This is a genomic window from Streptomyces sp. C36, from assembly GCF_040932295.1.
Taxonomy (GTDB): Bacteria; Actinomycetota; Actinomycetes; order Streptomycetales; family Streptomycetaceae; genus Streptomyces; species Streptomyces triculaminicus.
On the sequence record NZ_JBFQGI010000008.1, the window covers coordinates 233,208 to 255,840 of the forward strand.

The window sequence follows — 22,633 nt, forward strand, 5'->3', positions numbered from 1 at the left end:
GTGAATGTTCGGGCTTCGGCGCGTTCGGGCGAGGTCTACGATGCGACTATCGATCGGCCCGAGTAGGGGAGGCTGTTTTGACCATGACCGCGCAGAGCGATTCCCTGCAGGAAACCATCGAACGCATCGCGGCGGTGCTGGACGGCTTCAAGATCGAAGCAGTGGGGGACCGCATCATCATGACGCCGCAGAGCAGCGTCCAGAGTCTGACCATCTTTGACGTCCGCGACGCCGCCGTGACAGCCGGCATCCGCAAGGACCGCGTGTTCTCCGACGTCGAGTTCGCCTTCCCCGGGGAGCCCAAGCGCTGCCCGGACCTGTCGATCGTCGAGGACGAGGCCACGGAGAAGTTCACCTACGAGGACCTCCTGGCCGCGATCGAGGTCGTCTCGTCGAAGTACGACAAGAACGACTACGCGATCAAGGTGCGGCAGTACGCCCGCTTCGGCGTCCCCGTCTACCTGATCATCGACCCGTTCCTCGGGGAGTGCACCCTGCTCACGCGCCCCAGGGACGACATCTACGCCCACCGCGTTCTGTTCAAGTACGGCGACACCATCCCCCTCCACCTGCCGGACGGACGCCGGATCGACATCCCCACGGACACCTTCAAACGCCGCACCTGACCCCCACCGGACCCCCGGATTTGGATCACGGCGCGGAACAGGATATTTTCTTTCTGCACGCCCCACCGGGAAGAAAAGCCCGGAGGGAACGTCGCACCGGGACGTGGCGCAGCTTGGTAGCGCACTTGACTGGGGGTCAAGGGGTCGTGGGTTCAAATCCCGCCGTCCCGACCAGCGATTTTCGCAGGTCGTAGGCCGTTTCCGCAGACGCGGAAACGGCCTTTCGCGTTATCCGGGCGATCGCCCGCGGCGGGGGCCGGGGCCCCCGCCGCGGGGGCGCTCAGCTTTCCTTCTGCGCGAGCCTCAGCAGGTGATCCGCCAGGGCCTGGCCGCCAGCCGGGTCGCGGCTGATCAGCAGGAGGGTGTCGTCGCCGGCGATGGTGCCGATGATCTCGTGGACGCCCGCCTGATCGATGGCCGAGGCGAAGAACTGGGCCGCGCCCGGCGGGGTGCGCAGCACGACCAGGTTGGCGGAGGCCTCGGCGGAGATCAGCAGCTCGGCGGCGAGGCGGCCCATGCGGGCCTCGGTGGCGGACTCCCCCAGCGGGGCGCGGGGGGTGCGGTCGCCGCCCTCGGAGGGGACGGCGTAGATCAGCTCGCCGCCGGTGTTGCGGATCTTGACGGCACCCAGTTCGTCGAGGTCGCGGGAGAGCGTGGCCTGGGTGACGGAGAGCCCGTCGTCCGCCAGCAGCTTGGCGAGCTGGCTCTGGGACCGCACGGCCTGCCGGCTGAGGATGTCCACGATCCGGCGGTGGCGTGCGGTACGGGTCTGCGGCACGGCCTGTCCGCCGTGGCCCGGCTCGGTCTCCTGCGCCTCGGTCATCGTTGTCGTCAGTCTCCGGATCGTCATTCCTCGTGGGCCCTGCCGGCGGCGGCGTCCAGGACGCCTGGCAGCGCCCGGAGGAACGCCCCCACCTCATCCTCGGTGATGATCAGTGGCGGGGCCAGCCGCACCACGTGGGGCGCGACCGCGTTCACCAGGAGACCGGCTTCCTGGGCCGCCTGCTGCACCTTCGGTGCGAGGGGCTCGCAAAGGACAATACCCAGGAGCAGGCCGGTGCCACGGACGTGGTCCACCAGGGGATGCCCGAGCGCAGCGATCCCGTCACTCAACAGGCGGCCCGTACGGCGGACCTGTCGGAGGGTCTCCTCGGCCGCGAGGGTGTCCAGGACGGCGAGCGCGGCCGCGCAGGAGACGGGGTTGCCGCCGAACGTGGACCCGTGCTGACCGGGCGTCAGCAGGTCGGCGGCGGGTCCGAAGGCCAGGGTGGCGCCGATGGGCAGGCCGCCGCCGAGGCCCTTGGCGAGGGTGACGACGTCGGGCTCGACGCCCTGTTCGAGGTGCGCGAACCAGTCGCCGGTGCGGCCGATACCTGTCTGGATCTCGTCCAGGACGAGCAGCGTTCCGGTGGCCCGGGTGATCTCCCGTGCCGCCGCGAGATAGCCGGGCGGAGGCACGACCACGCCGTTCTCGCCCTGGACGGGTTCCAGGACCACGAGCGCGGTGTCGGTGGTGACCGCGGCCCGCAGCGCTTCCGTGTCGCCGTACGGGACGTGGGTGACGTCGCCGGGCAGCGGAAGGAAGGGTTCCTGCTTGGCGGGCTGGCCGGTCAGGGCGAGGGCGCCCATCGTGCGGCCGTGGAAGCCGCCGGCGGCGGCGACCATGTGCGTACGCCCGGTGCGCCGGCCGATCTTGACGGCGGCCTCGACGGCCTCGGCGCCGGAGTTGGAGAAGTACACGCGTCCGGGGCGGCCCGCCAGCTCCAGCAGCCGCTCGGCGAGCCTGACGGTGGGCTCGGCGGTGAAGAGGTTGGAGACGTGGCCGAGGGTGGCGATCTGGTCGGAGACCGCCCGGACGATCGCGGGGTGCGCGTGGCCGAGCGCGTTGACGGCGATGCCGCCGACGAAGTCGAGGTAGCGCGTGCCGTCGGCGTCCCATACGGCCGTCCCCTCACCGCGCACGAGCGGGATGCGGGGGGTGCCGTAGTTGTCCATCAGCGCGCCCTGCCAGCGCCGGGTGAGGTCCGCGTTGTTCACTGCTGCCCCTCGGGGTCGGGAACGACCATGGTGCCGATGCCCTCGTCGGTGAAGATCTCCAGCAGGATCGAGTGCTGGACCCGCCCGTCGATCACGCGGGCGGTGGTGACGCCGCCGCGCACGGCGTGCAGGCAGCCCTCCATCTTGGGCACCATGCCACTGGCCAGCTCGGGCAGCAGCTCCTCGAGCTCGCTCGCGGTGAGCCTGCTGATGACGTCGTCGCTGTGCGGCCAGTCCGCGTAGAGGCCCTCGACGTCGGTGAGGACCATCAGCGTCTCCGCGCCCAGCGCGACGGCGAGGGCGGCGGCGGCCGTGTCGGCGTTGACGTTGAACACTCCGCGGGCGTCGTCGGCGTCGGCGCTGTGCGCGATGGAGGAGATGACCGGGATGCGGCCGTCGTCCAGCAGGGTGCGGACGATGCCCGGGTCGATCCCGGTGACCTCGCCGACCCGGCCGATGTCGACGCGTTCGCCGTCGACGTGGGCGTAGTGCTGGGTGGCCGCCATCAGGTGCGCGTCCTCGCCGGTGAGCCCGACGGCGAGCGGGCCGTGCTGGTTGAGCAGTCCGACGAGCTCGCGCTGGACCTGGCCGGCCAGGACCATCCGTACGGCGTCCATCGCCTCGGGCGTGGTGACCCGCAGCCCGGCCTTGAACTCCGACTCCAGGCCCAGCCGGTCGAGGTGGGCGCTGATCTGGGGGCCGCCGCCGTGCACGACGACGGGCTTGAGGCCGGCCTGGCGCAGGAAGACGACGTCCTGGGCGAAGGCGGCCTTCAGCGCCTCGTCGACCATGGCGTTGCCGCCGAACTTGATGACCACGGTTTTGCCGTGATGGCGCGTCAGCCAGGGCAGCGCCTCGACGAGGGTGCGGGCCTTGGGCAGGGCGGTGTGCCTGCGGGTGCTCTGAGGCTCGGCGGTCGCGGTCATGAGGAGTACGCGCTGTTCTCGTGGACGTAGTCGGCGGTGAGGTCGTTGGCCCAGATGACGGCCGACTCGGTGCCCTCGGCCAGGTCGGCGGTGATGCGGACCTCCCGGTAGCGCATGTCGACGAGGTCGCGGTCGTCGCCGACGGACCCGTTCCGGCAGACCCACACGCCGTTGATGGCCACGTTCAGCCTGTCGGGGTCGAAGGCGGCGGAGGTGGTGCCGATGGCGGAGAGCACCCGGCCCCAGTTGGGGTCCTCGCCGTGGATGGCGCACTTGAGGAGGTTGTTGCGGGCGATGGAGCGGCCCACCTCCACGGCGTCGTCCTCGGTGGCCGCGCCGACGACCTCGATGCGGATGTCCTTGCTGGCGCCCTCGGCGTCACCGATGAGCTGGCGGGCGAGGTCGTCGCAGACGGTCCGTACGGTCTCGGCGAACGCGGCCGCCTCCGGGGTGACGCCGGAGGCGCCGGAGGCCAGCAGCAGCACGGTGTCGTTGGTGGACATGCAGCCGTCGGAGTCGACCCGGTCGAAGGTCTGCCGGGTCGCGGAGCGCAGGGCGGCGTCGAGGCCGGGGGCGTCCACGTCGGCGTCGGTGGTGAGGACGACGAGCATGGTGGCGAGGCCGGGCGCGAGCATGCCGGCGCCCTTGGCCATGCCGCCCACCGTCCAGCCGTCGCCCTGGGCGACGGCGGTCTTGTGGACGGTGTCGGTGGTCTTGATGGCGATGGCGGCCTTCTCGCCGCCGTGCTCGGAGAGTTCGACCGCGGCCTTCTCGAGGCCGGCCAGGAGCTTGTCCATGGGCAGCCGGACGCCGATGAGGCCGGTGGAGGCGACGGCGATCTCGCCCGCGCTGTGGCCGAGGACCTGGGCGGCCTTCTCGGCGGTGGCATGGGTGTCCTGGAAGCCCTCGGGGCCGGTGCAGGCGTTGGCGCCCCCGGAGTTGAGGACGACGGCCGAGACCTGGCCGCCGCGCAGGACCTGCTGGGACCACAGGACGGGCGCGGCCTTCACCCGGTTGGCGGTGAAGACGCCGGCGGCGGCCAGGCGGGGGCCGCGGTTGACCACCAGGGCCAGGTCGGGGCTGCCGCTCTCCTTGATCCCGGCGGCGATGCCCGCGGCCGTGAATCCCTTCGCTGCGGTGACGCTCACGCCATCTCCTTGTGTACCGACTCGATGGTCGTCATGTCCTGGGGGGTGTGGCACGGGGTCAGCCGCACCAGAAGGCTCGCGAGTGCCCGGCGTACGCTCACGGCGCCACTCCGGTGTACGGGAGGCCCAGCTCCTCGGGGAGCCCGAGGGCGATGTTCATGCTCTGCACCGCGCCGCCGGCGGTGCCCTTGGTGAGGTTGTCGATCGCGCTGACGGCGACGATCCGGCCGGCCGCCTCGTCGAGGGCGACCTGCACGTTCACGGCGTTGGAGCCGTTGACGTGCGCCGTGGCCGGCCACTGTCCCTCCGGCAGCAGCCGCACGAACGGCTCGTCCTGGAAGGCCTTCTCGTACGCGGCCCGCACGCCCTGCGCGGTGACGCCGGGGCGCGCCTTGGCGCTGCAGGTGGCGAGGATGCCGCGGGGCATGGGCGCGAGGGTGGGGGTGAAGGAGACGGTGACGGGCTCCCCGGCGACGGCGGAGAGATTCTGCGCCATCTCGGGGGTGTGCCGGTGGCCGCCGCCGACGCCGTACGGGCTCATGGAGCCCATGACCTCGCTGCCGAGCAGGTGCGTCTTGGCGGCCTTGCCGGCGCCGGACGTGCCGGAGGCGGCGACGATCACGGCCTCGGGCTCGGCCAGGGAGGCGGCGTAGGCGGGGAAGAGGGCGAGCGAAACGGCGGTGGGGTAGCAGCCGGGAACCGCGATCCGCCGGGTTCCGCCCAGCGCCTTGCGGGCGCCGGGCAGCTCCGGCAGGCCGTACGGCCAGGTGCCGGCGTGCGCGGTGCCGTAGAAGCGCTCCCACGCGCCGGCGTCCTTGAGCCGGAAGTCCGCGCCGCAGTCGATGACGAGCACGTCGTCGCCCAGCTCGTCGGCCACGGCCGCCGACTGTCCGTGCGGGAGCGCGAGGAAGACGACGTCGTGCCCGGCGAGCGTCTGGGCGCCGGTGGGCTCGAGCACCCGGTCCGCGAGCTGGGGCAGGTGGGGCTGGAGGGCGCCCAGGCGCTGTCCGGCGTTGGAGTTCGCCGTCAGGGCGCCGATGCGCACCTCGGGGTGTCCGAGCAGCAGGCGCAGCACCTCGCCGCCCGCGTATCCGCTCGCTCCGGCCACTGCCGCACGTATCGCCATGGATCGGCCCTCCTCCGTATGCAGCATGACTATACGGAGACAGGAAGTTTTATGCAATGCCCCGTCCGACGTGCGGGAACGCCGACGTGCGGGAACGCCGGCACGCGGAAACGCCGACGGCCAGGACCGGGTGTCCGGTCCTGGCCGTCGGATCCCTCGCCTAGCCCCGGGGGACGGCGTCGGCGTGGGCGGCCAGCCAGGCCTCGAAGGACTGCAGCTCCGGGTTGAGCTCCCGGGCCAGGCTGAGGTCACGAGCGCCGACGAACTCCTTCTCGTTCTCGGCGTAGTACTGGAACATGTTGGCGGTCTCGACGGAGAACTGGCGCAGCTGCTCGAAGGGCTGCGCGTAGTAGGTCACCGGCTCGCCGAAGGCCTTGCTCATGGCCGCGGCGTACTCCTCGCCGGTCAGGTGGTCGCCGGCGACGGAGATCGTCCGGCCGATGAGGTCGCCGCCGCGGCGGAGGATGCCGTACGCGCTCCGGCCGACGTCCTCGGAGGCGATCCCGGACATCTTCGCGTCGCCCATGGCCAGGGCGAGCACGAGCGCGCCCTGCTCGTCACGGCGCGGCGCCATCATGGTCAGGAAGGCGTCGAAGTTCAGGCTCGTGCGCAGGAACGTGGTCGGCACGCCCGCCTCGCGGAAGATGTCGTCGGCCTCGGCCTTGGCGTCGAAGTGCGGCACCGTGTACGTGCCGTCGTCGAGCGTCGGCACCCGCTCGCCACCGAGCCCGAAGAACGGGCGGGTGTCCTCCAGGGTGGACCAGACGACGTGGCGCACGCCCGCGGCCTTCGCGGCCCGCGCGGCGTTGCCGGCCTGGGTCAGCTCCATCTGGGCCGCGGTGCGGGTGCGCGCCTCGTCCTCCGAGCGCTGCTCCCAGAAGTTGGTGACCACGAACGCGCCGTACGCGCCCTCGAACGCGGCCCGCAGCGCGGCCTCGTCGTCGAGGTCGGCCGCCACGACCTCGGCTCCGAGGTCGGCGAGCGCCCGGGCCTTGGCCGACCCGGTGTTACGGGTGATCGCCCGGACGGCGAACCCCCCGTCGCGGTCGGCCAGGATCGCCCGGGCCAGCCCGCCGCCCTGAGCGCCGGTCGCCCCCACCACCGCGATGATCTTCTGCTCGCTCATTTCCAGTCCTCCCCGAACTGCAGGTTGATATGGCAACCAACGTAGAGGGCTCGGGTTGATGCGTCAACCTATGGCTAGAATGCGTCCCATGGCAGAGGAACCCTGGCTTGACGAGACGCAACAGCGGGCGTGGCGGGCATACCTGGCCATGAGCAAACGCCTGAACACCCATCTGGGTCGGCAGCTGCAGCGGAAGTTCGACCTGTCCCCGCAGGACTTCGAGATCCTGGTGAACCTCTCCGAGGTGCCGGGGCGGCGGATGCGGGCCGTGGACCTGGGCCGGGCCACCCAGTGGGAGAAGAGCCGGCTGTCCCACCAGCTGTCCCGGATGGAGCGGCGCGGCCTGGTCGGCCGGGAGGCGGTGCCGGGCGCCCGCTACCCGGAGGTGGTGCTGACCGACCAGGGCTACGCGGCCATCGTCCGCGCGGCGCCGACGCACGCGGCCTCGGTCCGGGCGATGTTCGCCGACGTGCTGGGGCCCGAGCTGCTCGACCGGTTCGCGGAGGCGTGCGAGGCGATCTCCGAGCGGCTCGAGGAGCACGAGTCGGACCCCTGCTGAACGCCCTCCCGCCGAGCGGCGGGCTCCTGCCCGGGGCGTCGGTTTCCGGCCACCTCGGGCGGGCACAGCCGGATGGGGGCGGCCGCGACGCGGCCGCCCCCATCGGTTCCGGTGGGCGTCAGCGGCCGCCGGCCGGCGCCGGCTCGCGGGCGGGAGCCGGGCGGCGCACGGCGTCGCCCGCCGTCGGGTGCAGGCGCACGGCCCCGGCCAGGGCGCCGAGGCTGACGAGTGCGAGCAGGCAGAAGGCGATGCCGTAGGCGGTGCCCGGGGACGGGGTGCCCGGCAGCAGGTCGCCGAGCGGGCCGCCGGCGCGCAGGGCGACCGTGGCGGCGACGACGCCGAGGCCCGCGGCGGCCTGCTGGGCGGTGGACTGCAGGGTGTTGGCGTCCCGCATGCGCTCGTGCGGGATGTCGGCGAAGGCGATGACCTGGTAGCAGGTCAGGCCCAGCGAGCGGGCGGCGCCGCTGACCACGGTGACCACGACGATCAGGGCGAGCGGCGTCGCGGCGGTGAGGAAGGCGCAGACGGCCGTCGTGGCGCCGACACCGAGCGTGGCGGCGAGCAGCAGCGGCCGGAAGCCGAAGCGGTTGAGCAGGTAGGTGGTCGCGGGCTTGATGCCGATGTTGCCGACGAAGACGAACAGCACGACGGCGCCCGAGCGCACCGCGCTCCAGCCGAAGACCTCCTGGAAGAGGAGCGGCAGCAGGAAGGGCACGGCCGCGACCACGATCCAGAACAGCGAGCCCCCGGACACCGACGCGCGGAAGGTCGTCACCTTCAGGGTGCGCAGGTCGATCAGCGGCCGGTCCGTGTGCAGCAGGTGCCACGCGGCCACGGCGAGCAGCAGCACGGCCAGGGCGCCGGTGGCGGCCGCGGGCTGCCAGGGCTCGCCCGCGGCGGACAGCAGGTGCGCCGTCCATGTCAGTGCGCCGAGGCCGGTCGAGGTGAGCAGGACGCCCCACAGGTCCAGGCGCGGCACGTCGGAGCCGGGCGGGGCGGCGTCGATCAGGCGCCATGCGATGCCGAAGGCCGTGGCGCCGAGGGGGAGGTTGACCAGGAACATCCAGTGCCAGCTCGCGTAGGTGGTGAGCAGGCCGCCGAGCAGCGGCGCGATCACGGGGGCGACCAGGGCGGGCCAGACGACGTAGGAGACCAGGCGGGGTATGTCCGGCTTGGCGGCCCGGGCGACCACCATCAGCCGCCCGACCGGCACCATCATCGCGCCGCCCGCGCCCTGCAGGACCCGCATGGCCACCAGTTCGCCGAGGCTGGAGCTCAGCGCGCAGCCCAGCGAGGCGAGGGAGAAGACGGCGATGGCCGTCAGGAAGACGCGCCGGGGCCCGAAGCGGGCGGTCAGCCAGCCGCTGAGCGGTATCAGGACGGCCAGCGTCACCAGGTAGGCGGTGACCACCAGCCCTATCGCCGTCGGCGCGACGCCCAGGGACTCCCCCATGGACTCCGCGGCCGTCGACACGATCGTGCCGTCCAGGTTCTCCATGAAGAAGCACCCCGCCACCAGGAGGGCCGTGTTGCGCTGCTTGGTATCGATCATCTGCTCCATCGCTTTCTCGTCCCGCCCATCGTGGAACGCGCGACGGTTGACCACAAGGTCCGAATACTCAAGCCAAGTGTGACTCCCGTGCAACTATGGCGGCATGCAGTTGCCCGACATGAACCTCCTGCCGGCCCTCGACGCCCTGCTGCGCGAGGGCAGCGTGACCGGGGCCGCGACCCGGATGAACATCTCCCCCTCCGCGATGAGCCGCACGCTGGGCCGGCTGCGCCGGGTGCTGGACGACCCGCTGCTGGTGCCGGCCGGGCGGGGGCTGGCCCTGACGCCGCGGGCGCTTCAGCTGCAACCGTCGGTGGAGGCGGCCCTGGCCGGAGCGCTGGCCGCGCTGCGGCCGGCGCAGCCCGTGGACATCGCGGCGGTGCGGCGCCGGTTCACCCTGCGCTCCGACGACGGGCTCGCCGTCGTCCTGGGCCCCGCGCTGACCGAGCGGGTGACGCGGGAGGCGCCCGGCATCCAGCTGCGCTGGCTGCCCGAGGGCGACGAGGACCCCGCGGATCTGCGGGACCGCGTCGACCTCGACATCGGCCACCTGCCGGACCTCCCGCAGGACGTACGCGGCCGGGAGCTGGCCCGGCACCGCTTCGCGGCGGTGTGCCGCCGGGACGCACCGGGCGCGGACGAGCCGCTGACCCCCGCGGCCTTCGCCGCGATCCCGCACATCACCGCCTCGCGCAGGGGCCGCTTCCACAGCGTCGTCGACGACCGCCTGGCCGCCCTCGGGCTGACCCGCCGGGTGCTGGCCACCGTTCCCACGCACATCACCGCGTGTTTCTTCGCGCTGCGCGGCGACGTCCTGGCCCTGGTGCCCGCCGCCGTCGCGGCCCGGGCCGCCGAGGAGCTGCCGCTGGCCGTGCGGGAGATCCCGCTGGAGCTGCCGGCGGTGACCACGGGCATGGCCTGGCACGTACGGCTGGACACCGACCCGGCGCACCGCTGGCTGCGTGCGGCGGTGGCGCGGATCACGAGCGGGCCGGCGGAGCAGGACGCGCCCCAGGGGGACACCCCCTAGCCGGCCGTCTCCTCGCAGGCGGTGCGCAGTCTGCGGACGCCCTCCTCCAGTTCGGCGGTGCTCGCGGCCGCCGCGAAGCACAGCCGCAGATGCGGCGCCGGGGGCTCGGCGCAGAAGAACGGCCGGCCCGGGGTGACGGCGACGCCGGCGCGCAGCGCGGCGGCGGCCAGGGCGCTCTCGTCGGTGCCGTCCGGCAGGCGCAGCCAGACGTGGAAGCCGCCGGGCGGCACGTACTCCGCCGTGAGGCCGGGGAGTTCCCGGCGCAGCGCGGCCAGCAGCGTCTCGCGGCGGACGCGCAGCTCGGCGGCGACGGTACGCCGGTGGCGGGACCAGGCGGGCGAGCCGACGAGTTCGAGCGCGGCCTCCTGCAGCGGGCGGGGGACGAAGAAGCTGTCGACGATCTGGATGGCCCGCAGCCGGTCCAGGACCGGGCCCCGGGCGGCGAGGGCGCCCACGCGCAGGCTGGGCGAGGTGAACTTGGTCAGCGAGCAGACGTGCACCACGACGCCGTCGGGGTCGTCCGAGGCGAGGGTGGGCGGCAGCGGCGGGGCGTCCTCGTGGGCGAGCCGGCGCGCGAAGTCGTCCTCGATCACGAAGGCGCCGGCCGCGCGGGCGACGCGCAGCACCTCCCGCCGCCGGTCGGCGGCCAGGACCGTTCCGGTGGGGTTCTGGTAGAGCGGCTGGCAGACCAGGACGCGGGCGCGGACGGCCCGGAACGCGTCGGCGAGCAGGTCCGGCCGCAGGCCGTGGACGTCGACGGGGACGGGCACGGGCCGCAGCCCCGAGGCGCGGGCGGCGGCGAGCATGCCGGGGTAGGTGGGGGACTCGACGAGCACGGGCGCCCCGGGCGGGGCGAGGGCGCGCAGCGCGGTGGTCAGGGCGCTCTGCCCTCCGGCGGTGATCAGCACGTCGGAGGCGGCGAGCGGGCCGGCCGGACCGCCGATCTCGCGGGCGAACCAGGCCCGCAGCTCCCCCACGCCCTCCAGCGGAGGACGTTCCCAGGCGCCCGGCCGCCGCCCGGCCCGGGCTAGGGCGGCGCCCAGGGCGCGTTCGGGCTGGAGCGTGGGGTGGAGGTAGCCGCCTACGAGCTCGATGACCCCGGGCGGCGGGACGGCGAGGCTGGAGACGACGCCGGAGGCGTCGACGGACCGGGGAACGGCCTCGTCGCCGGTCTCGGCGCTCAGCGCGACCTGCTGCCAGGAGGTGTCGCCGGTCCGGGCGGGGGCGGGGCGGGGCTCGGCACGGAAGGCGCCGGCGCCGGGGCGGGTGACGACCAGGCCCTCGGCGGTCAGGGCGGCGAGCGCCCGGGAGACGGTGACGGGGCTGACGCGGAAGCGGTCGACGAGGGAGCGGCTGGACGGCAGCTTCTCACCCGGAGAGTAGCGGTGGAGCTCTCCGCGCAGGATCCCGGCCAGCTCGCTCACGCTGTTACGCTCGTGCATGACAGCTCACGATAGCGCTACTCCCCCGGTCGCGATAGCGGTGGATCGCCGCCCGGACCGGTCCGAGCTCGGCACGGGCACCCTGCTCGCCGCCCTGGGAGTCGCCACCTTCTCGCTCACCTTCCCCGCGACCGCCTGGGCCCTGGAGGGCATGGGCCCGTGGTCGGTCACCACCTGCCGGCTGGTCCTGGGGGGCCTGCTCGCCGCGGCCGCCCTGCTCGTGGGGCGGGTGGCCCTGCCCGCGCGCCGGCACTGGCCCGCCCTGCTCGTGGTGGCCGGCGGCACGGTCGTCGGGTTCCCGCTGCTGACCACGCTCGCCCTGCGCACCTCCACCACCTCCCACGCGGCCGTGGTCGTCGGCCTGCTGCCGCTGACGACGGCGGCCTACGCGGCGCTGCGCACCGGGGCCCGGCACTCGCGCCTGTTCTGGGCGGCGGCGGTGGCCGGGGCGGCCGTGGTGGCGGGCTTCGCCCTGTGGCAGAGCGGCGGGGCGCCGACCACCGAGGACCTGTACCTCTTCGCCGCGCTGCTGGTGTGCGCGGCGGGTTACTCGGAAGGAGGCCGGCTCGCGCGGGAGATGCCCGGCTGGCAGGTCACCGCCTGGGTCCTGGTGCTGTGCCTGCCGGTGGCGGCCGCCGGGGCGGCGTGGGCCCTGTCGGCCGAGCCGGTGCGGCTGACCGCCCACACCGTGGCCGGGCTGCTGTGGGTGGCGGTCGGCTCGCAGTTCGTCGGCCTGTGGATCTGGTACCGGGGCATGGCCGTGATCGGCGTGGCCCGGGCCAGCCAGTTGCAGCTGGCCCAGCCCCTGCTCACCCTGGTGTGGTCGGTGGTGCTGCTGGGCGAACGGCTGACGCCGGCGGCCCCGGCGGCCGCCCTCGCCGTGCTGGTGTGCATCGGCGTGACCCAGCGGGCCGCGCGCTGACCGCCGTGGCGCGGCGGGCGGCGGGGTGAGCGGCGGTTCCTGGGCGCGCCCTATACCGCCGGTCGCCCTAGGCTGGGAGTATCCGAGTGGACCTGTCTCTCGCGACGAAAGGGTCACGTCGATGCATGCGAGCAAGGGCGACCGGTTGGTAGTGCACGGCAGGACTGTCGGCCAGCAGGACCACGTCGTGGAGATCGTCGAGGTCCTCGGCCGTGACGGCACCCCTCCGTACCGGGTCCGGGCGGAGAACGGCCACGAGAGCATCATGTCGCCGGGGCCCGACTCCGTGGTGGACCACCGCAAGGCCGCCGACCAGTAGCCGCGCCGGGACGTCAGCGCGGCGGACGCGCGCGGTGGGGGTAGTGGTCCTTCACCACGCGCGCCATCGCGCCGATGCGGTCCCGGGCGACGTGCTGCGCGGAGAAGTAGACGTTGCCGAGCACCTCCGGATACGTCCTGCCGAGGGCGACGTGGCGGGAGAGCTCGGCAGGGTCCTGCCAGGGTGCGGGCTGCGCGGGGTCCCCGGCGCGGTAGAGGGCCTCACCGATGTAGAGGTGGACGCCGGTGCCGCGTACGGTCTCCGCCCACCAGGGCAGGAGCTTGGCGTAGTCGGCGACGGTGAAGCCGATGTGCCAGTAGCACTGCGGGACGATGTAGTCGATCCAGCCCTCACGGACCCACTTGCGGGTGTCGGCGTGGAGGTCGTCGTAGGTCTGCACGCCCGCCCGGGTGTCGGAACCCAGCGGGTCGGTGGCGTGGTTGCGCCAGACGGCGAACGGGCTGATGCCGAACCGCACATGTCTCTTGCGCCTGTTGATGCGTTCGGCCATCTCCCGCACCAGCCGGTCGATGTTGTCGCGCCGCCAGGCCGCCCGGTCGGGGAAGCCGGCGCCGTAGCGCTCGTAGGCCGCCGTGTCGTCGAAGGTCTGCCCGGCCACGGGGTAGGGGTAGAAGTAGTCGTCGAAGTGCACGCCGTCCAGGTCGTAGCGCCAGACCGCGTCCAGCATGGCGTCCTGGACGAAGCGGCGGACCTCCGGCAGGCCGGGGTTGTAGTAGAGCTTGCCGCCGTAGGGCAGCACCCAGCCGGGGTGCACCCGGGCCGGGTGGGTGGGCGTCAGCCGGCCGGGGTCGGTGTGGTTGGCGACGCGGTACGGGTTGAACCAGCCGTGCAGCTCCAGGCGGCGCTTGTGGGCCTCGCGCACCGCGAAGGCCAGCGGATCCCAGCCCGGCGAACGGCCCTGAGTGCCCGTCAGGTACTCCGACCACGGCTCGTAGCGGGACGGCCAGAAGGCGTCGGCGGTGGGCCTGATCTGCAGGACCACGGCGTTGAGCCGGCGGGCCACGGCGACGTCGAGGAGCGCGGTCAGCTCGGCCTGTTGGCGCTCGGGGGGCAGTCCGGGCTTCGACGGCCAGTCGACGTTGACGACCGTGGCGGTCCACATGCCCCGGAACTCCCGCTTGCGGTTCCGTCCGGCGTCCTCGGGCGCCGGCAGCGCGCCCGCCTCGCCCGTCGCCAGTATCGCCGTCATCGCACCCGCGGCGGCCACCCCGAACCCTCTTCTGGTCAAACGCCCCATTTGCGAATCCTCCCTGCTTGAGGATGCCTCGTGTGTCACACCATTCGCGCAGAGCATGCCCGCCCCGGCCCTCTCACCACCGCCGACCGCGGAGTAACGTCTTTGCCAAGGCGGGAGCCGGACGACCTTCGACCACCCGCGGCAATCGACGAAGATCAGCGAAAGGCACGAGGTGACAGACTCAATCGCCGGCATTGCACGCGTCGGAGTGGTGGGCTGCGGCCAGATGGGCGCGGGCATCGCGGAGGTGTGCGCCCGGGCGGGACTGGACGTCAAGGTCGCCGAGACCACCGGTGACGCTCTGGAGCTGGGGCGCACCCGCCTGACCAACTCCCTCGGCAAGGCCGCCGAACGCGGCAAGATCACCGAGGCGGAGCGCGACGCCACCCTGGCGCGGCTGAGCTTCACCACCGACCTCGGCGAGTTCGCCGACCGCGACCTGGTCATCGAGGCCGTCGTGGAGAACGAGCAGGTCAAGACGGAGATCTTCAAGGTCCTCGACCAGGTGATGACCAGCCCGGACGCGATCCTGGCCTCCAACACCTCCTCCATCCCGCTGGTCAAGCTGGCCGTGGCGACCTCCCGCCCGGACAAGGTCATCGGCATCCACTTCTTCAACCCCGCCCCGGTGCAGCAGCTCGTCGAGCTGATCCCCGCGCTGACCACCGGCGAGGAGACCATCCGGCGCGCCGAGGCGCTGGTCGCCAAGGTGCTGGGCAAGCACGCCATCCGCGCCCAGGACCGCTCGGGCTTCGTGGTCAACGCCCTGCTCATCCCCTACCTGCTCTCGGCGATCCGGATGTTCGAGTCCGGCATCGCCAGCCGCGAGGACATCGACAACGGCATGGAGCTGGGCTGCGCCCACCCCATGGGCCCGCTGCGGCTGTCCGACCTGATCGGCCTGGACACCGTCGCCTCGGTCGCCGACAGCATGTACGCGGAGTACAAGGAGCCGCTGTACGCCGCCCCGCCGCTGCTGCAGCGCATGGTCGACGCCGGCCGCCTGGGCCGCAAGACGGGCTCGGGCTTCTACACCTACTGAGAGCACCCCGTGCGCTGACCCTCGGTCACCGACCGCGCCCCCGCCGGCCCGCCGGCGGGGGTTCCGCGTTCACACGGGGTGTGCGCCGGTGACCCGCGGATACCCTCCGCACACGCTCCCGCCCCGCCCGTCCGCGCGATTGACTCGGATCGTCGTCACCACGCATGGACCTTCCGGAAGGGGTACGGACCGTGACCATCCATCCCGAGCACGCCGTCAGGGCGGCCGAGCTCGCGGAGCTCAGGCGCAGCCTCGACGTCGGCGTCGTCCGCATCGACGGGCACCTGGCCCTGCTCACCCAGCGCAGCGACCAGGCGGAGCGCGATCTGACCGAGATGACCGAGCGGGTACGGGCTCTGGAGCACGGCACATGGCCGCTGCCGTCACTTGCCGCGCTCACCGGCCTCGCCGGACTGGCGGTCGCCGTCTGGCAGGCGGTCGGCCGATGAACGCGGAACCACGGGGACGGCCGACGACGCGGGAGGCGTCAGCCGAGCCGGATGTGGTGCAGGAGCAGCAGGGCGGCCGCCATGTTGGCGGCCGGCACCTCACCGCGGGCGATCAGGTCGGGCACCAGCTTGAGCGGCACCCACTCCCGGCGGTCCGACTCGAAGCCGTCCTCCGGGTCACCGATGTACTCGGCCTCGTCCGTCCAGTAGATGTGGTGCCGGGCGTCGGTGAGACCGTTGGACGGCTCGACGGACATCAGGTGCCGCAGCGGGCCGGGCCGCCATCCGGTCTCCTCCTCCATCTCGCGGGCCGCGGCGCCGGCGATGTCCTCGCCGTCCTCGACGACGCCCGCCGCCAGCTCCCAGCCCCAGTTGTCGGTGATGAAACGGTGCCGCCACAGCAGCAGGACCTCGTTCGCCGCGTTGACCACCGTGGCCACGGCGACGGGCCGCAGCCGGATGAGGAAGTGGTCGAGGTGACGGCCGTCGGGGAGTTCGACGTCCGCGAGATTGACCTGGAACCAGCGGTTCTCGTAGACGGTCAGCTCCCTGAGATTCTTCCAGCGCACGTGTAAGCCACCTTCCGCCGAGGTGGCCACCTCCCGGGCGTCGTCCCGGCGACGTGTCTCACAAGGGCACGCGCAGCGCCCCGTCGATCATCTCGGCGGCCTCGGCCGTGGCCGCGCACCCACTTTCGATCAGGTGCTCGCGCACCGCTCGGAGCCGGTCCCGTAAGCGCTGCGATTCCATGCCTCTCGCCTGCTCGGTCATCTCCCGTGCGGTGGCCACCGCCTTGTCCGCGTCTCCCTGACGCAGCTCGATGTGCGTGAGCATGGCGAGCCGGTGGACACGGCCCCGGTCGTGAGCGGGGGTGTCGACGGCCCGGTCCGCGTGCTCACGGGCGGGTCCGAGGTCGCCGAGGCTGAGCAGCGCCTCCGCCACCTGTACGTTCACCAGGCCGGGCTGGACATAGCCGGTCTCGGCGGGCTCCTGGCCGCGGTGGATGCGTTCGGCGGCCGCCTCGGCCCGCCGGATGCAGCCGAGCGCCCCGGCGCCGTCGCCGAGCCGCGCGTACGCCTTGGCCTGCATGGCGTAGAGGTCGGCGGCGAGCGCGGGGGTGAGGTCGGAGCCCGCGGCCCGCAGCGCGGACTCGGCGAACGCGACCGCCTGGCGGTACTCCCCCATGAAGAGCGACTGGTTGACGAGCAGGGCGATCACATACGCGCCCAGGCCCCGGTCCCCGCTGGCCTTGGCCAGCCGCAGCGCCTGGTGGAAGTAGCGCTGGGCCAGGCCGTGGGCGTCGGAGTCGTACGCGCAGATGCCCGCGACGGCCACCAGGCCCCCGGTGGCCCGGTGCAGCTGACGGCCCGTGGCGTCGGAGTAGCTGCCGCGCAGCAGGGGCGCCGCCTCGGCGTTGAGGAAGCCGACCACCCTGGCCCGGGTCGCGACGCCCCCGGCCTTGCGGTACATCTGCTCGTAGTGGGCGCGGGCCGCGCGCAGCATCTCGATGTCGGTCGGCGAGACGCGGGTCAGCCCGCGGCGTGAGACGTCGGCGTCCTCGGGAGGGTTCTCCCACTCCCAGACCGGGATCACGGCGGGGGTGCCCGTGACGGCGGGGGCCTGGACGACGTGTTCGCGCTGCTGTTCGTCGGAGCGCCACAGGGCGGTGGCGCGCTCGACGAAGCCCGACAGCGGGGTGCCCGGCGCCCGGGGGGTGCCGGGGGTGCCCAGGCCGATGTCGTCGAGGGTCAGCGCGCGGTGCAGCCGCTCGCCGAGGACCTCGCAGATCAGGTCCGGCACCTGGCCGCGGGGCCGCTGGCCCTTGAGCCAGCGGGCGACGGCGGTGTGTTCGTAACGCAACGCCAGCCCCCGCGCCCGGCCCGCCGCGTTGATGTGGGCGGCCAGGCCGGCGTGGGATATTCCCGCTTCGTCGAGGATGGCGTCGAGCAGTGTGTTGGGCTCCATGCCCGCCCTCCGGTGCGCTCGGTGGGATCAGCGTAGTGGAGGCCGCTTCGCACGGGGTGTGAACGAGCCACCGCCGTACGGTCCTTCAGTGCCGGGCGCAGCGGGCGAGCGGTGCGGGGGACGCTTCGGCGGGGACGCGGGGGCGGTCGTTGCGCAGGGCCAGCAGCGCGAAGTCGTCGCCGACCCGGCCGCCGGTGTGGCGCAGCAGGGCGTCCTGGACGTGCTCGACGACGGCCGCGGGGGCCAGGGGCGGGCGGCGGGCGGCCTCGGTGAGGACGCCGGTGAGGGGGAAGAACGCCCCGGCGGCGTCGCGGGCGTCCTCGGCGCCGTCGGTGTGCAGGACCAGGGCGTCGCCGGGGCGCAGCCGGCCCAGGGTGAGCGGGGGCAGCTCGGCGGGCAGCGGGAACATGCCGAGCGGCGGCAGCGGGTCGCCGGGGGTGACGGCGACGGCGCGGGGGCCGCCGTGTCCGGTGCCGGTGAGGCGGTGCGGCCAGGGGTGCCCGCAGTTGAGGGCCGTGATCTCGCCGTCCTCGCCGACCTCCAGCAGCAGGACGGTCACGAACTCCTCGGCGTCGCACCGTTCCCTCCCGGGCCCGGCGTCGGCGCGGGCCCTCTCGCGCAGGTGCCGTTGCAGGGCGCGCTCCAGGCGGCGCAGGACGCCGGGCAGTTCGGGCTCGTCGTGGGCGGCCTCGCGGAAGCTGCCGAGCAGGGCGGCGACGGTGCCCAGGGCGGGCAGGCCGTGGCCGCGGACGTCGCCCATGACGACGCGGACGCCGTGCGGGGTGTCGAGCGCCTCGTAGAGGTCGCCGCCGACGAGGGCTCCCCTGCTGGCGGACAGATGGCCGCCGGCCAGGGCGAGGCCCTCGAGCCGGGGCGGCAGGGGCCGCAGCAGGGCGCGCTGGGCGGCGGCGGCCGCCGCCCTGACGTGCTCGAGCTCCTGGGCGAGGCGGCGGCCGCGGCCCGAGGTGAGGCAGCCGGCGCCGAGGACCGCGAGGATCGCGCAGCAGGTGCCGAGCCGGGTGGCGTCGTCGGCGCGGCCGGTGGAGCCCAGCGGCACCAGGGCGAACAGCGCGCAGGCGCCGCCCAGGACGACGCACTGGCGGCGTCCGCTGCCGGCGCAGGCGATCGCGGGCGCGGCGGCGAGGAGCTGGACGAACTGGGTTCCCAGGGGGCTCAGCAGCTCCCAGCAGACGACTCCGAGGACCCACAGCCCGGGCAGCGCCACCACCAGAGCCCGCCGCCATTGAAGCGCCCGTTCACGGATCATGCCGTCGGCCCCCCATTGCAGCAATGACGCGCTCGATTCTTGCGAGCGGTCACGCGAAAGTAACGACCTGACCCCCTGATTCCACCCCATTGAGTGATATTCGGAGCGTGCCTCGCTGACGATGCGTGACAAACACGAGGGGCGCCCCGGAAGTCCGGGGCGCCCCTCGCGCGTGCGTACGGCGCGTCGGCCGCTGCGGGCGCTACGCGCCGCGCAGCACCGCGCCCGTGCTCTCCACGGCCGCCTGGACCGCCGTGTCACGGGCCGCGGAGGCCTCGTCGGCGGTCAGCGTGCGGTCGTCGGCGCGAAAGCGCAGCGCGTAGGCCAGCGACTTCTTGCCCTCACCGAGCTGGGGGCCGGTGAAGACGTCGAACAGGCGCAGCGACTCGAGCAGGTCGCCCGCGCCGGACCGCAGCGCGGCCTCGACGTCGGCCGCGGCGACCGAGGCGTCCACGACGAGCGCGACGTCCTGGGTGGCCACCGGGAAGGAGGAGACGTGCGGGGCCATGACCGGGCCGGTGCCGGCCTGCTCCAGGCGGTCCAGGTCGATCTCCATCGCGCAGGTGCGCTCCGGCAGGCCGAACGCCTTGGTGACGCGCGGGTGGAGCTCACCGGCGTTGCCGACGAGCACCTCCTCGCCGTCGACGACGGCGAGCAGCGCGGCGCAGCGGCCCGGGTGGAACGGCGCCTGCTGGTCCTGGCGGACGATCAGCTCGACGCCGGCCTCGCGGGCCACGGCACGGCCCGCCTCGACGGCGTCCGCCCAGGTGGCCGGGCGGCCCTGGCCCCACCAGCCGGCCCGCTCGCGGGCCCCGGCGAGGACCACGGCGGCGCGGCGCGGCTGCCGGGGCAGCGCGGCGTCGAGCGCGGCGATCTCCTCGTCGGTGGGACGGCGGTCGACGGGCAGGCGCACCGGGGCGATCTCGTCGCCGGTCGGGCGGAAGACCAGGCCGGTCTCGAAGAGCGCCAGGTCGTGCTCGCCACGGCTGTCGTTGCGGCGCAGGGCGGCGAACAGCCCCGGCAGCAGCGTGGTGCGCAGCAGCGGCTCGGCGTCGGAGAGCGGGTTGACCAGGCGCACGGCGGTGCGGTGCGGGTCGTCGGCCTCCAGGCCCAGGTGGTCCAGGGCCCACTCCCCGATGAAGGGGTAGTTGAGCGCCTCGACGTACCCGGCGCCGGCCAGCGCCCGGCCGACCCGGCGGTGCAGGCGCTGGCGCGGGGTCAGGCCCCGGCCGGCCGGCAGCTGCGGGAGGGTGGCGGGGAGGTTCTCGTAGCCCTCGAGCCGGATGACCTCCTCGGCGAGGTCGTTGGGGTCGGTCATGTCCGGCCGCCAGCTGGGCACGGTGACGATCAGCTCGTCCTGCCCGTAGACGTCGCAGCCGACCTCCTGCAGACGGCGCACGACGGTCTCACGGCCGTACTCGACGCCCGCGACGCGGTCGGGGTGGTCGGCGCGCATCGTGATCGTGCGGGGCCCGCTGGGGGCGACGATCTCGGTGACGCCGGCCTCGGCGGTACCGCCGGCCAGCAGCACCAGCAGGTCGACGGTGCGCTGGGCGGCCGCGGAGGCGGCCTCCGGGTCGACGCCGCGCTCGAAGCGCTTGGACGCCTCCGAGGACAGCTTGTGGCGGCGGGCGGCCCGGGCGACGACGACCGGGTCGAAGTGCGCGGCCTCGATGACGACCTCGGTGGTGCCCTGGCCGGCCGCGTGGTCCGCGATCTCGGTGTCGGCGCCGCCCATCACACCGGCGAGCCCGATGGGGCCGCGGTTGTCGGTGATGACCAGGTCCTCGGCGTCCAGGACGCGCTTGGTGCCGTCGAGGGTGACGAGCTTCTCGCCGGGCAGGGCGCGGCGCACGCCGAGGGTGCCGTCCACACGGGAGCGGTCGTAGGCGTGCAGCGGCTGGCCCAGCTCGAGCATCACGTAGTTGGTGATGTCCACGGCCAGCGAGACCGGGCGCATGCCCGCCTTCTGCAGGCGGCGCTGCAGCCAGAGCGGGGAGCGCGCCTCGGCGTCGAGGCCGGTGACGGTGCGGGCGGTGAAGCGGTCGCAGCCGGTGGGGTCGGCGACCTGGACGGGGTAGCCGTAGCTGTTGGGCGCGGGCACGTCCAGCAGGGCCGGGTCGCGCAGCGGCAGGCCGTAGGCGGTGGCGGCCTCGCGGGCGATGCCGCGCATCGACAGGCAGTAGCCGCGGTCGGGGGTGACGGCGATGTCGAGGACCTCGTCGACGAGCTGCAGCAGCTCGATGGCGTCGGTGCCGGCCTCGTGCTCGGGCGAGAGCACGATGATGCCGTGCGTGCCGTCGTCGCCCATGCCCAGCTCCTCGCCGGAGCAGATCATGCCGTGCGAGACCCTGCCGTAGGTCTTGCGGGCGGCGATGGCGAAGCCGCCGGGCAGCTCGGCGCCGGGCAGCACCACGACGACCTTGTCGCCGACGGAGAAGTTCCGGGCGCCGCAGACGATCTCCTGCGGCTCGCCGGTGCCGTTGGCGTCGCCGACGTCGACGGTGCAGAAGCGGATCGGCTTGCGGAAACCCTCGAGCTCCTCGATGGTCAGCACCTTGCCGACGACCAGGGGGCCCTTGATGTCGGCGCCGAGCTGCTCGACGCGCTCGACCTCGAGGCCTGCGGCGATGAGCTTGGCCTGTACGTCACGGCCGGTCTCGCCCGCCGGCAGGTCGACGTATTCCCGCAGCCAGGAAAGCGGGGCGCGCATCAGATCTCCATCCCGAACGGCCGGGTGAAGCGCACGTCACCCTCGACCATGTCTCGCATGTCTTCGACGTTGTGGCGGAACATCAGCATCCGTTCGATGCCGAACCCGAAGGCGAATCCGCTGTACTTCTCCGGGTCGATGCCCGCGGAGACCAGCACCCGGGGGTTGACCATGCCGCAGCCGCCCAGCTCGATCCAGCCCTCGCTGGAGCAGGTCCGGCAGGCCTTCTCGGGGTTGCCGACCGACTCGCCGCGGCAGACGTAGCACTCCATGTCCAGCTCGGCGGAGGGCTCGGTGAACGGGAAGTAGTTCGGCCGCAGCCGGGTGGTCAGGCCCTCACCGAACAGCGAGCGCACCATGTGCTCGATGGTGCCCTTGAGGTCGGCCATGGTCAGGCCCTCGTCGATGGCGAGGAGCTCGACCTGGTGGAAGACCGGGGTGTGGGTGGCGTCCAGCTCGTCGGTGCGGTAGACGCGGCCCGGGCAGACCACATAGATGGGGGGCTCGCGGTCCAGCATCGAGCGGACCTGCACCGGGGAGGTGTGGGTGCGCAGGACGATGCCGGATTCGGCCTTCTTGTCGGCGCCCTGGACGAAGAACGTGTCCTGCATGGCGCGGGCCGGGTGGTCCGGCTCGAAGTTCAGGGCGTCGAAGTTGAACCACTCGGCCTCGACCTCGGGGCCCTCGGCGACCTCGTAGCCCATGGCCACGAAGACGTCCTCGATGCGCTCGCAGAGCGTGGTGAGCGGGTGCCGGGCGCCGGCGGCGACACGGTCGTGGGGCAGCGTGACGTCGACCGCCTCCTCGACCAGGACCCGGGCGTCGCGCTCGGCCTCCAGCTCCGCCTGACGGGCGGCGAGGGCCTTGTTCACGGCACCGCGGGCCATGCCCACGCGCTTGCCCGCCTCGGCCTTGGCCTGCGGGGGCAGGGCGCCGATCTCGCGGTTGGCCAGCGCCAGCGGGGAGCGGTCGCCCATGTGGGCGGCCTTCGCCTCGCGGAGGGCTTCCAGGTCGGCGGCGGCGGCGAAGGCGGCGAGCGCCTCGTCCCGCATGCGCTCGATCTCTTGCGGTTTCAGTGCCTCGACCTCGACAGGGTCGTACGACTTATTCGGTGCCGACATCTCTT

At 73.4% G+C, this 22,633-nt stretch carries 21 protein-coding genes and 1 tRNA gene; 8 read left to right on the plus strand and 14 right to left on the minus strand.

Annotated features, from left to right (window positions below; translation table 11 throughout):
- Nucleotides 1–83: 83 nt before the first annotated feature.
- Together AB4K12_RS24610 and AB4K12_RS24615 are read left to right on the plus strand one after the other, a co-directional pair.
- A complete protein-coding gene (locus tag AB4K12_RS24610; RefSeq protein ID WP_368436232.1) occupies nucleotides 84–626 on the plus strand; it encodes a Uma2 family endonuclease in 543 nt (180 codons plus the stop codon).
- Between the two features lie 97 nt (nucleotides 627–723).
- A tRNA-Pro gene (locus tag AB4K12_RS24615) sits at nucleotides 724–800 on the plus strand.
- A gap of 106 nt (nucleotides 801–906) precedes the next feature.
- Here AB4K12_RS24615 and AB4K12_RS24620 read toward each other — a convergent pair.
- The 6 genes from AB4K12_RS24620 to AB4K12_RS24645 form a co-directional block, all read right to left on the minus strand.
- Nucleotides 907–1,449, minus strand: a complete 543-nt coding sequence (locus AB4K12_RS24620; protein ID WP_362260858.1) for an arginine repressor — start codon at nucleotides 1,447–1,449, stop codon at nucleotides 907–909.
- A 23-nt stretch (nucleotides 1,450–1,472) separates the two neighbouring features.
- Complete coding sequence (locus AB4K12_RS24625) at nucleotides 1,473–2,663, minus strand: acetylornithine transaminase (protein WP_368436233.1); 1,191 nt, start codon at nucleotides 2,661–2,663, stop codon at nucleotides 1,473–1,475.
- The gene (argB, locus tag AB4K12_RS24630; protein WP_368436234.1) at nucleotides 2,660–3,589 is read right to left on the minus strand and encodes an acetylglutamate kinase; all 930 of its coding nucleotides are present in this window, start codon (nucleotides 3,587–3,589) and stop codon (nucleotides 2,660–2,662) included. Before argB ends, AB4K12_RS24625 begins: the two co-directional genes overlap by 4 nt.
- On the minus strand, nucleotides 3,586–4,737 hold the full coding sequence (argJ, locus tag AB4K12_RS24635) for a bifunctional glutamate N-acetyltransferase/amino-acid acetyltransferase ArgJ (RefSeq protein ID WP_368436235.1): 1,152 nt from the start codon (nucleotides 4,735–4,737) through the stop codon (nucleotides 3,586–3,588). Before argJ ends, argB begins: the two co-directional genes overlap by 4 nt.
- A 97-nt stretch (nucleotides 4,738–4,834) precedes the next feature.
- Nucleotides 4,835–5,863 (minus strand): N-acetyl-gamma-glutamyl-phosphate reductase, encoded by a 1,029-nt coding sequence (gene argC / locus AB4K12_RS24640; RefSeq protein WP_368436236.1) that lies wholly within the window; start codon nucleotides 5,861–5,863, stop codon nucleotides 4,835–4,837.
- Nucleotides 5,864–6,023: 160 nt separating this feature from the next.
- On the minus strand, nucleotides 6,024–6,989 hold the full coding sequence (locus AB4K12_RS24645; RefSeq protein ID WP_368436237.1) for an NmrA/HSCARG family protein: 966 nt from the start codon (nucleotides 6,987–6,989) through the stop codon (nucleotides 6,024–6,026).
- A gap of 88 nt (nucleotides 6,990–7,077) precedes the next feature.
- On the opposite strand from AB4K12_RS24645, the gene AB4K12_RS24650 reads away from it, so the two are divergent.
- Complete coding sequence (locus AB4K12_RS24650; RefSeq protein WP_362260846.1) at nucleotides 7,078–7,548, plus strand: MarR family winged helix-turn-helix transcriptional regulator; 471 nt, start codon at nucleotides 7,078–7,080, stop codon at nucleotides 7,546–7,548.
- A 118-nt stretch (nucleotides 7,549–7,666) separates the two neighbouring features.
- Here the strand turns inward: AB4K12_RS24650 and AB4K12_RS24655 are convergent, their stop codons facing one another.
- Entirely contained in the window at nucleotides 7,667–9,100 is a 1,434-nt protein-coding gene (locus tag AB4K12_RS24655; RefSeq protein ID WP_368436238.1) for an MFS transporter, read from the minus strand.
- A gap of 103 nt (nucleotides 9,101–9,203) precedes the next feature.
- Between AB4K12_RS24655 and AB4K12_RS24660 the strand changes: the two genes are divergently transcribed.
- Nucleotides 9,204–10,130: a LysR family transcriptional regulator gene (locus AB4K12_RS24660; RefSeq protein WP_368436239.1), complete on the plus strand. Its 927-nt coding sequence runs from the start codon at nucleotides 9,204–9,206 to the stop codon at nucleotides 10,128–10,130.
- Here AB4K12_RS24660 and AB4K12_RS24665 read toward each other — a convergent pair.
- Nucleotides 10,127–11,572: a PLP-dependent aminotransferase family protein gene (locus tag AB4K12_RS24665; RefSeq protein WP_368436241.1), complete on the minus strand. Its 1,446-nt coding sequence runs from the start codon at nucleotides 11,570–11,572 to the stop codon at nucleotides 10,127–10,129. The genes AB4K12_RS24660 and AB4K12_RS24665 overlap by 4 nt on opposite strands.
- Between AB4K12_RS24665 and AB4K12_RS24670 the strand changes: the two genes are divergently transcribed.
- Nucleotides 11,571–12,494: a DMT family transporter gene (locus tag AB4K12_RS24670; protein ID WP_368436243.1), complete on the plus strand. Its 924-nt coding sequence runs from the start codon at nucleotides 11,571–11,573 to the stop codon at nucleotides 12,492–12,494. The two genes, AB4K12_RS24665 and AB4K12_RS24670, sit on opposite strands and share 2 nt — an antisense overlap.
- Before the next feature lie 121 nt (nucleotides 12,495–12,615).
- Nucleotides 12,616–12,813 carry a DUF1918 domain-containing protein gene (locus AB4K12_RS24675; RefSeq protein ID WP_368436245.1) on the plus strand — a complete coding sequence of 66 codons (198 nt, stop codon included), beginning with the start codon at nucleotides 12,616–12,618 and terminating at the stop codon, nucleotides 12,811–12,813.
- Between the two features lie 13 nt (nucleotides 12,814–12,826).
- Here AB4K12_RS24675 and AB4K12_RS24680 read toward each other — a convergent pair whose 3' ends face one another.
- The gene (locus tag AB4K12_RS24680; protein ID WP_368436247.1) at nucleotides 12,827–14,071 is read right to left on the minus strand and encodes a glycoside hydrolase family 10 protein; all 1,245 of its coding nucleotides are present in this window, start codon (nucleotides 14,069–14,071) and stop codon (nucleotides 12,827–12,829) included.
- A gap of 184 nt (nucleotides 14,072–14,255) precedes the next feature.
- On the opposite strand from AB4K12_RS24680, the gene AB4K12_RS24685 reads away from it, so the two are divergent.
- A complete protein-coding gene (locus AB4K12_RS24685; protein ID WP_086568987.1) occupies nucleotides 14,256–15,113 on the plus strand; it encodes a 3-hydroxybutyryl-CoA dehydrogenase in 858 nt (285 codons plus the stop codon).
- 191 nt (nucleotides 15,114–15,304) lie between these two features.
- Nucleotides 15,305–15,562: a hypothetical protein gene (locus tag AB4K12_RS24690; RefSeq protein WP_086568989.1), complete on the plus strand. Its 258-nt coding sequence runs from the start codon at nucleotides 15,305–15,307 to the stop codon at nucleotides 15,560–15,562.
- Nucleotides 15,563–15,600: 38 nt separating this feature from the next.
- Here the strand turns inward: AB4K12_RS24690 and AB4K12_RS24695 are convergent, their stop codons facing one another.
- The 5 genes from AB4K12_RS24695 to pheS all read right to left on the minus strand — a co-directional run bounded on the left by AB4K12_RS24695 (nucleotide 15,601) and on the right by pheS (nucleotide 22,628).
- Nucleotides 15,601–16,131, minus strand: coding sequence for an NUDIX hydrolase (locus AB4K12_RS24695; RefSeq protein WP_190065001.1), 531 nt, complete (start codon nucleotides 16,129–16,131; stop codon nucleotides 15,601–15,603).
- Nucleotides 16,132–16,189: 58 nt separating this feature from the next.
- On the minus strand, nucleotides 16,190–17,527 hold the full coding sequence (locus AB4K12_RS24700; RefSeq protein ID WP_362260832.1) for a transcriptional regulator: 1,338 nt from the start codon (nucleotides 17,525–17,527) through the stop codon (nucleotides 16,190–16,192).
- A gap of 85 nt (nucleotides 17,528–17,612) precedes the next feature.
- Nucleotides 17,613–18,794: a PP2C family protein-serine/threonine phosphatase gene (locus tag AB4K12_RS24705; protein ID WP_368436249.1), complete on the minus strand. Its 1,182-nt coding sequence runs from the start codon at nucleotides 18,792–18,794 to the stop codon at nucleotides 17,613–17,615.
- Nucleotides 18,795–18,996: 202 nt separating this feature from the next.
- The gene (pheT, locus tag AB4K12_RS24710; protein ID WP_368436251.1) at nucleotides 18,997–21,507 is read right to left on the minus strand and encodes a phenylalanine--tRNA ligase subunit beta; all 2,511 of its coding nucleotides are present in this window, start codon (nucleotides 21,505–21,507) and stop codon (nucleotides 18,997–18,999) included.
- Nucleotides 21,507–22,628 carry a phenylalanine--tRNA ligase subunit alpha gene (pheS, locus tag AB4K12_RS24715; RefSeq protein WP_368436253.1) on the minus strand — a complete coding sequence of 374 codons (1,122 nt, stop codon included), beginning with the start codon at nucleotides 22,626–22,628 and terminating at the stop codon, nucleotides 21,507–21,509. The genes pheT and pheS overlap by 1 nt, the downstream gene beginning before the upstream one ends.
- Nucleotides 22,629–22,633: the final 5 nt, after the last annotated feature.

Bases quoted from the DNA above. Each gene is read 5' to 3' on its own strand.
- AB4K12_RS24650 (WP_362260846.1), top strand. From the start codon at position 7,078: ATGGCAGAGGAACCCTGGCTTGACGAGACGCAACAGCGGGCGTGGCGG.
- argB (WP_368436234.1), bottom strand. From the start codon at position 3,589: ATGACCGCGACCGCCGAGCCTCAGAGCACCCGCAGGCACACCGCCCTG.
- AB4K12_RS24665 (WP_368436241.1), bottom strand. From the start codon at position 11,572: ATGCACGAGCGTAACAGCGTGAGCGAGCTGGCCGGGATCCTGCGCGGA.
- AB4K12_RS24660 (WP_368436239.1), top strand. From the start codon at position 9,204: ATGCAGTTGCCCGACATGAACCTCCTGCCGGCCCTCGACGCCCTGCTG.
- AB4K12_RS24610 (WP_368436232.1), top strand. From the start codon at position 84: ATGACCGCGCAGAGCGATTCCCTGCAGGAAACCATCGAACGCATCGCG.
- AB4K12_RS24680 (WP_368436247.1), bottom strand. From the start codon at position 14,071: ATGGGGCGTTTGACCAGAAGAGGGTTCGGGGTGGCCGCCGCGGGTGCG.
- AB4K12_RS24700 (WP_362260832.1), bottom strand. From the start codon at position 17,527: ATGGAGCCCAACACACTGCTCGACGCCATCCTCGACGAAGCGGGAATA.
- AB4K12_RS24675 (WP_368436245.1), top strand. From the start codon at position 12,616: ATGCATGCGAGCAAGGGCGACCGGTTGGTAGTGCACGGCAGGACTGTC.
- AB4K12_RS24670 (WP_368436243.1), top strand. From the start codon at position 11,571: ATGACAGCTCACGATAGCGCTACTCCCCCGGTCGCGATAGCGGTGGAT.
- AB4K12_RS24655 (WP_368436238.1), bottom strand. From the start codon at position 9,100: ATGATCGATACCAAGCAGCGCAACACGGCCCTCCTGGTGGCGGGGTGC.
- AB4K12_RS24620 (WP_362260858.1), bottom strand. From the start codon at position 1,449: ATGACCGAGGCGCAGGAGACCGAGCCGGGCCACGGCGGACAGGCCGTG.
- AB4K12_RS24645 (WP_368436237.1), bottom strand. From the start codon at position 6,989: ATGAGCGAGCAGAAGATCATCGCGGTGGTGGGGGCGACCGGCGCTCAG.
- AB4K12_RS24705 (WP_368436249.1), bottom strand. From the start codon at position 18,794: ATGATCCGTGAACGGGCGCTTCAATGGCGGCGGGCTCTGGTGGTGGCG.
- pheT (WP_368436251.1), bottom strand. From the start codon at position 21,507: ATGCGCGCCCCGCTTTCCTGGCTGCGGGAATACGTCGACCTGCCGGCG.
- pheS (WP_368436253.1), bottom strand. From the start codon at position 22,628: ATGTCGGCACCGAATAAGTCGTACGACCCTGTCGAGGTCGAGGCACTG.
- argC (WP_368436236.1), bottom strand. From the start codon at position 5,863: ATGGCGATACGTGCGGCAGTGGCCGGAGCGAGCGGATACGCGGGCGGC.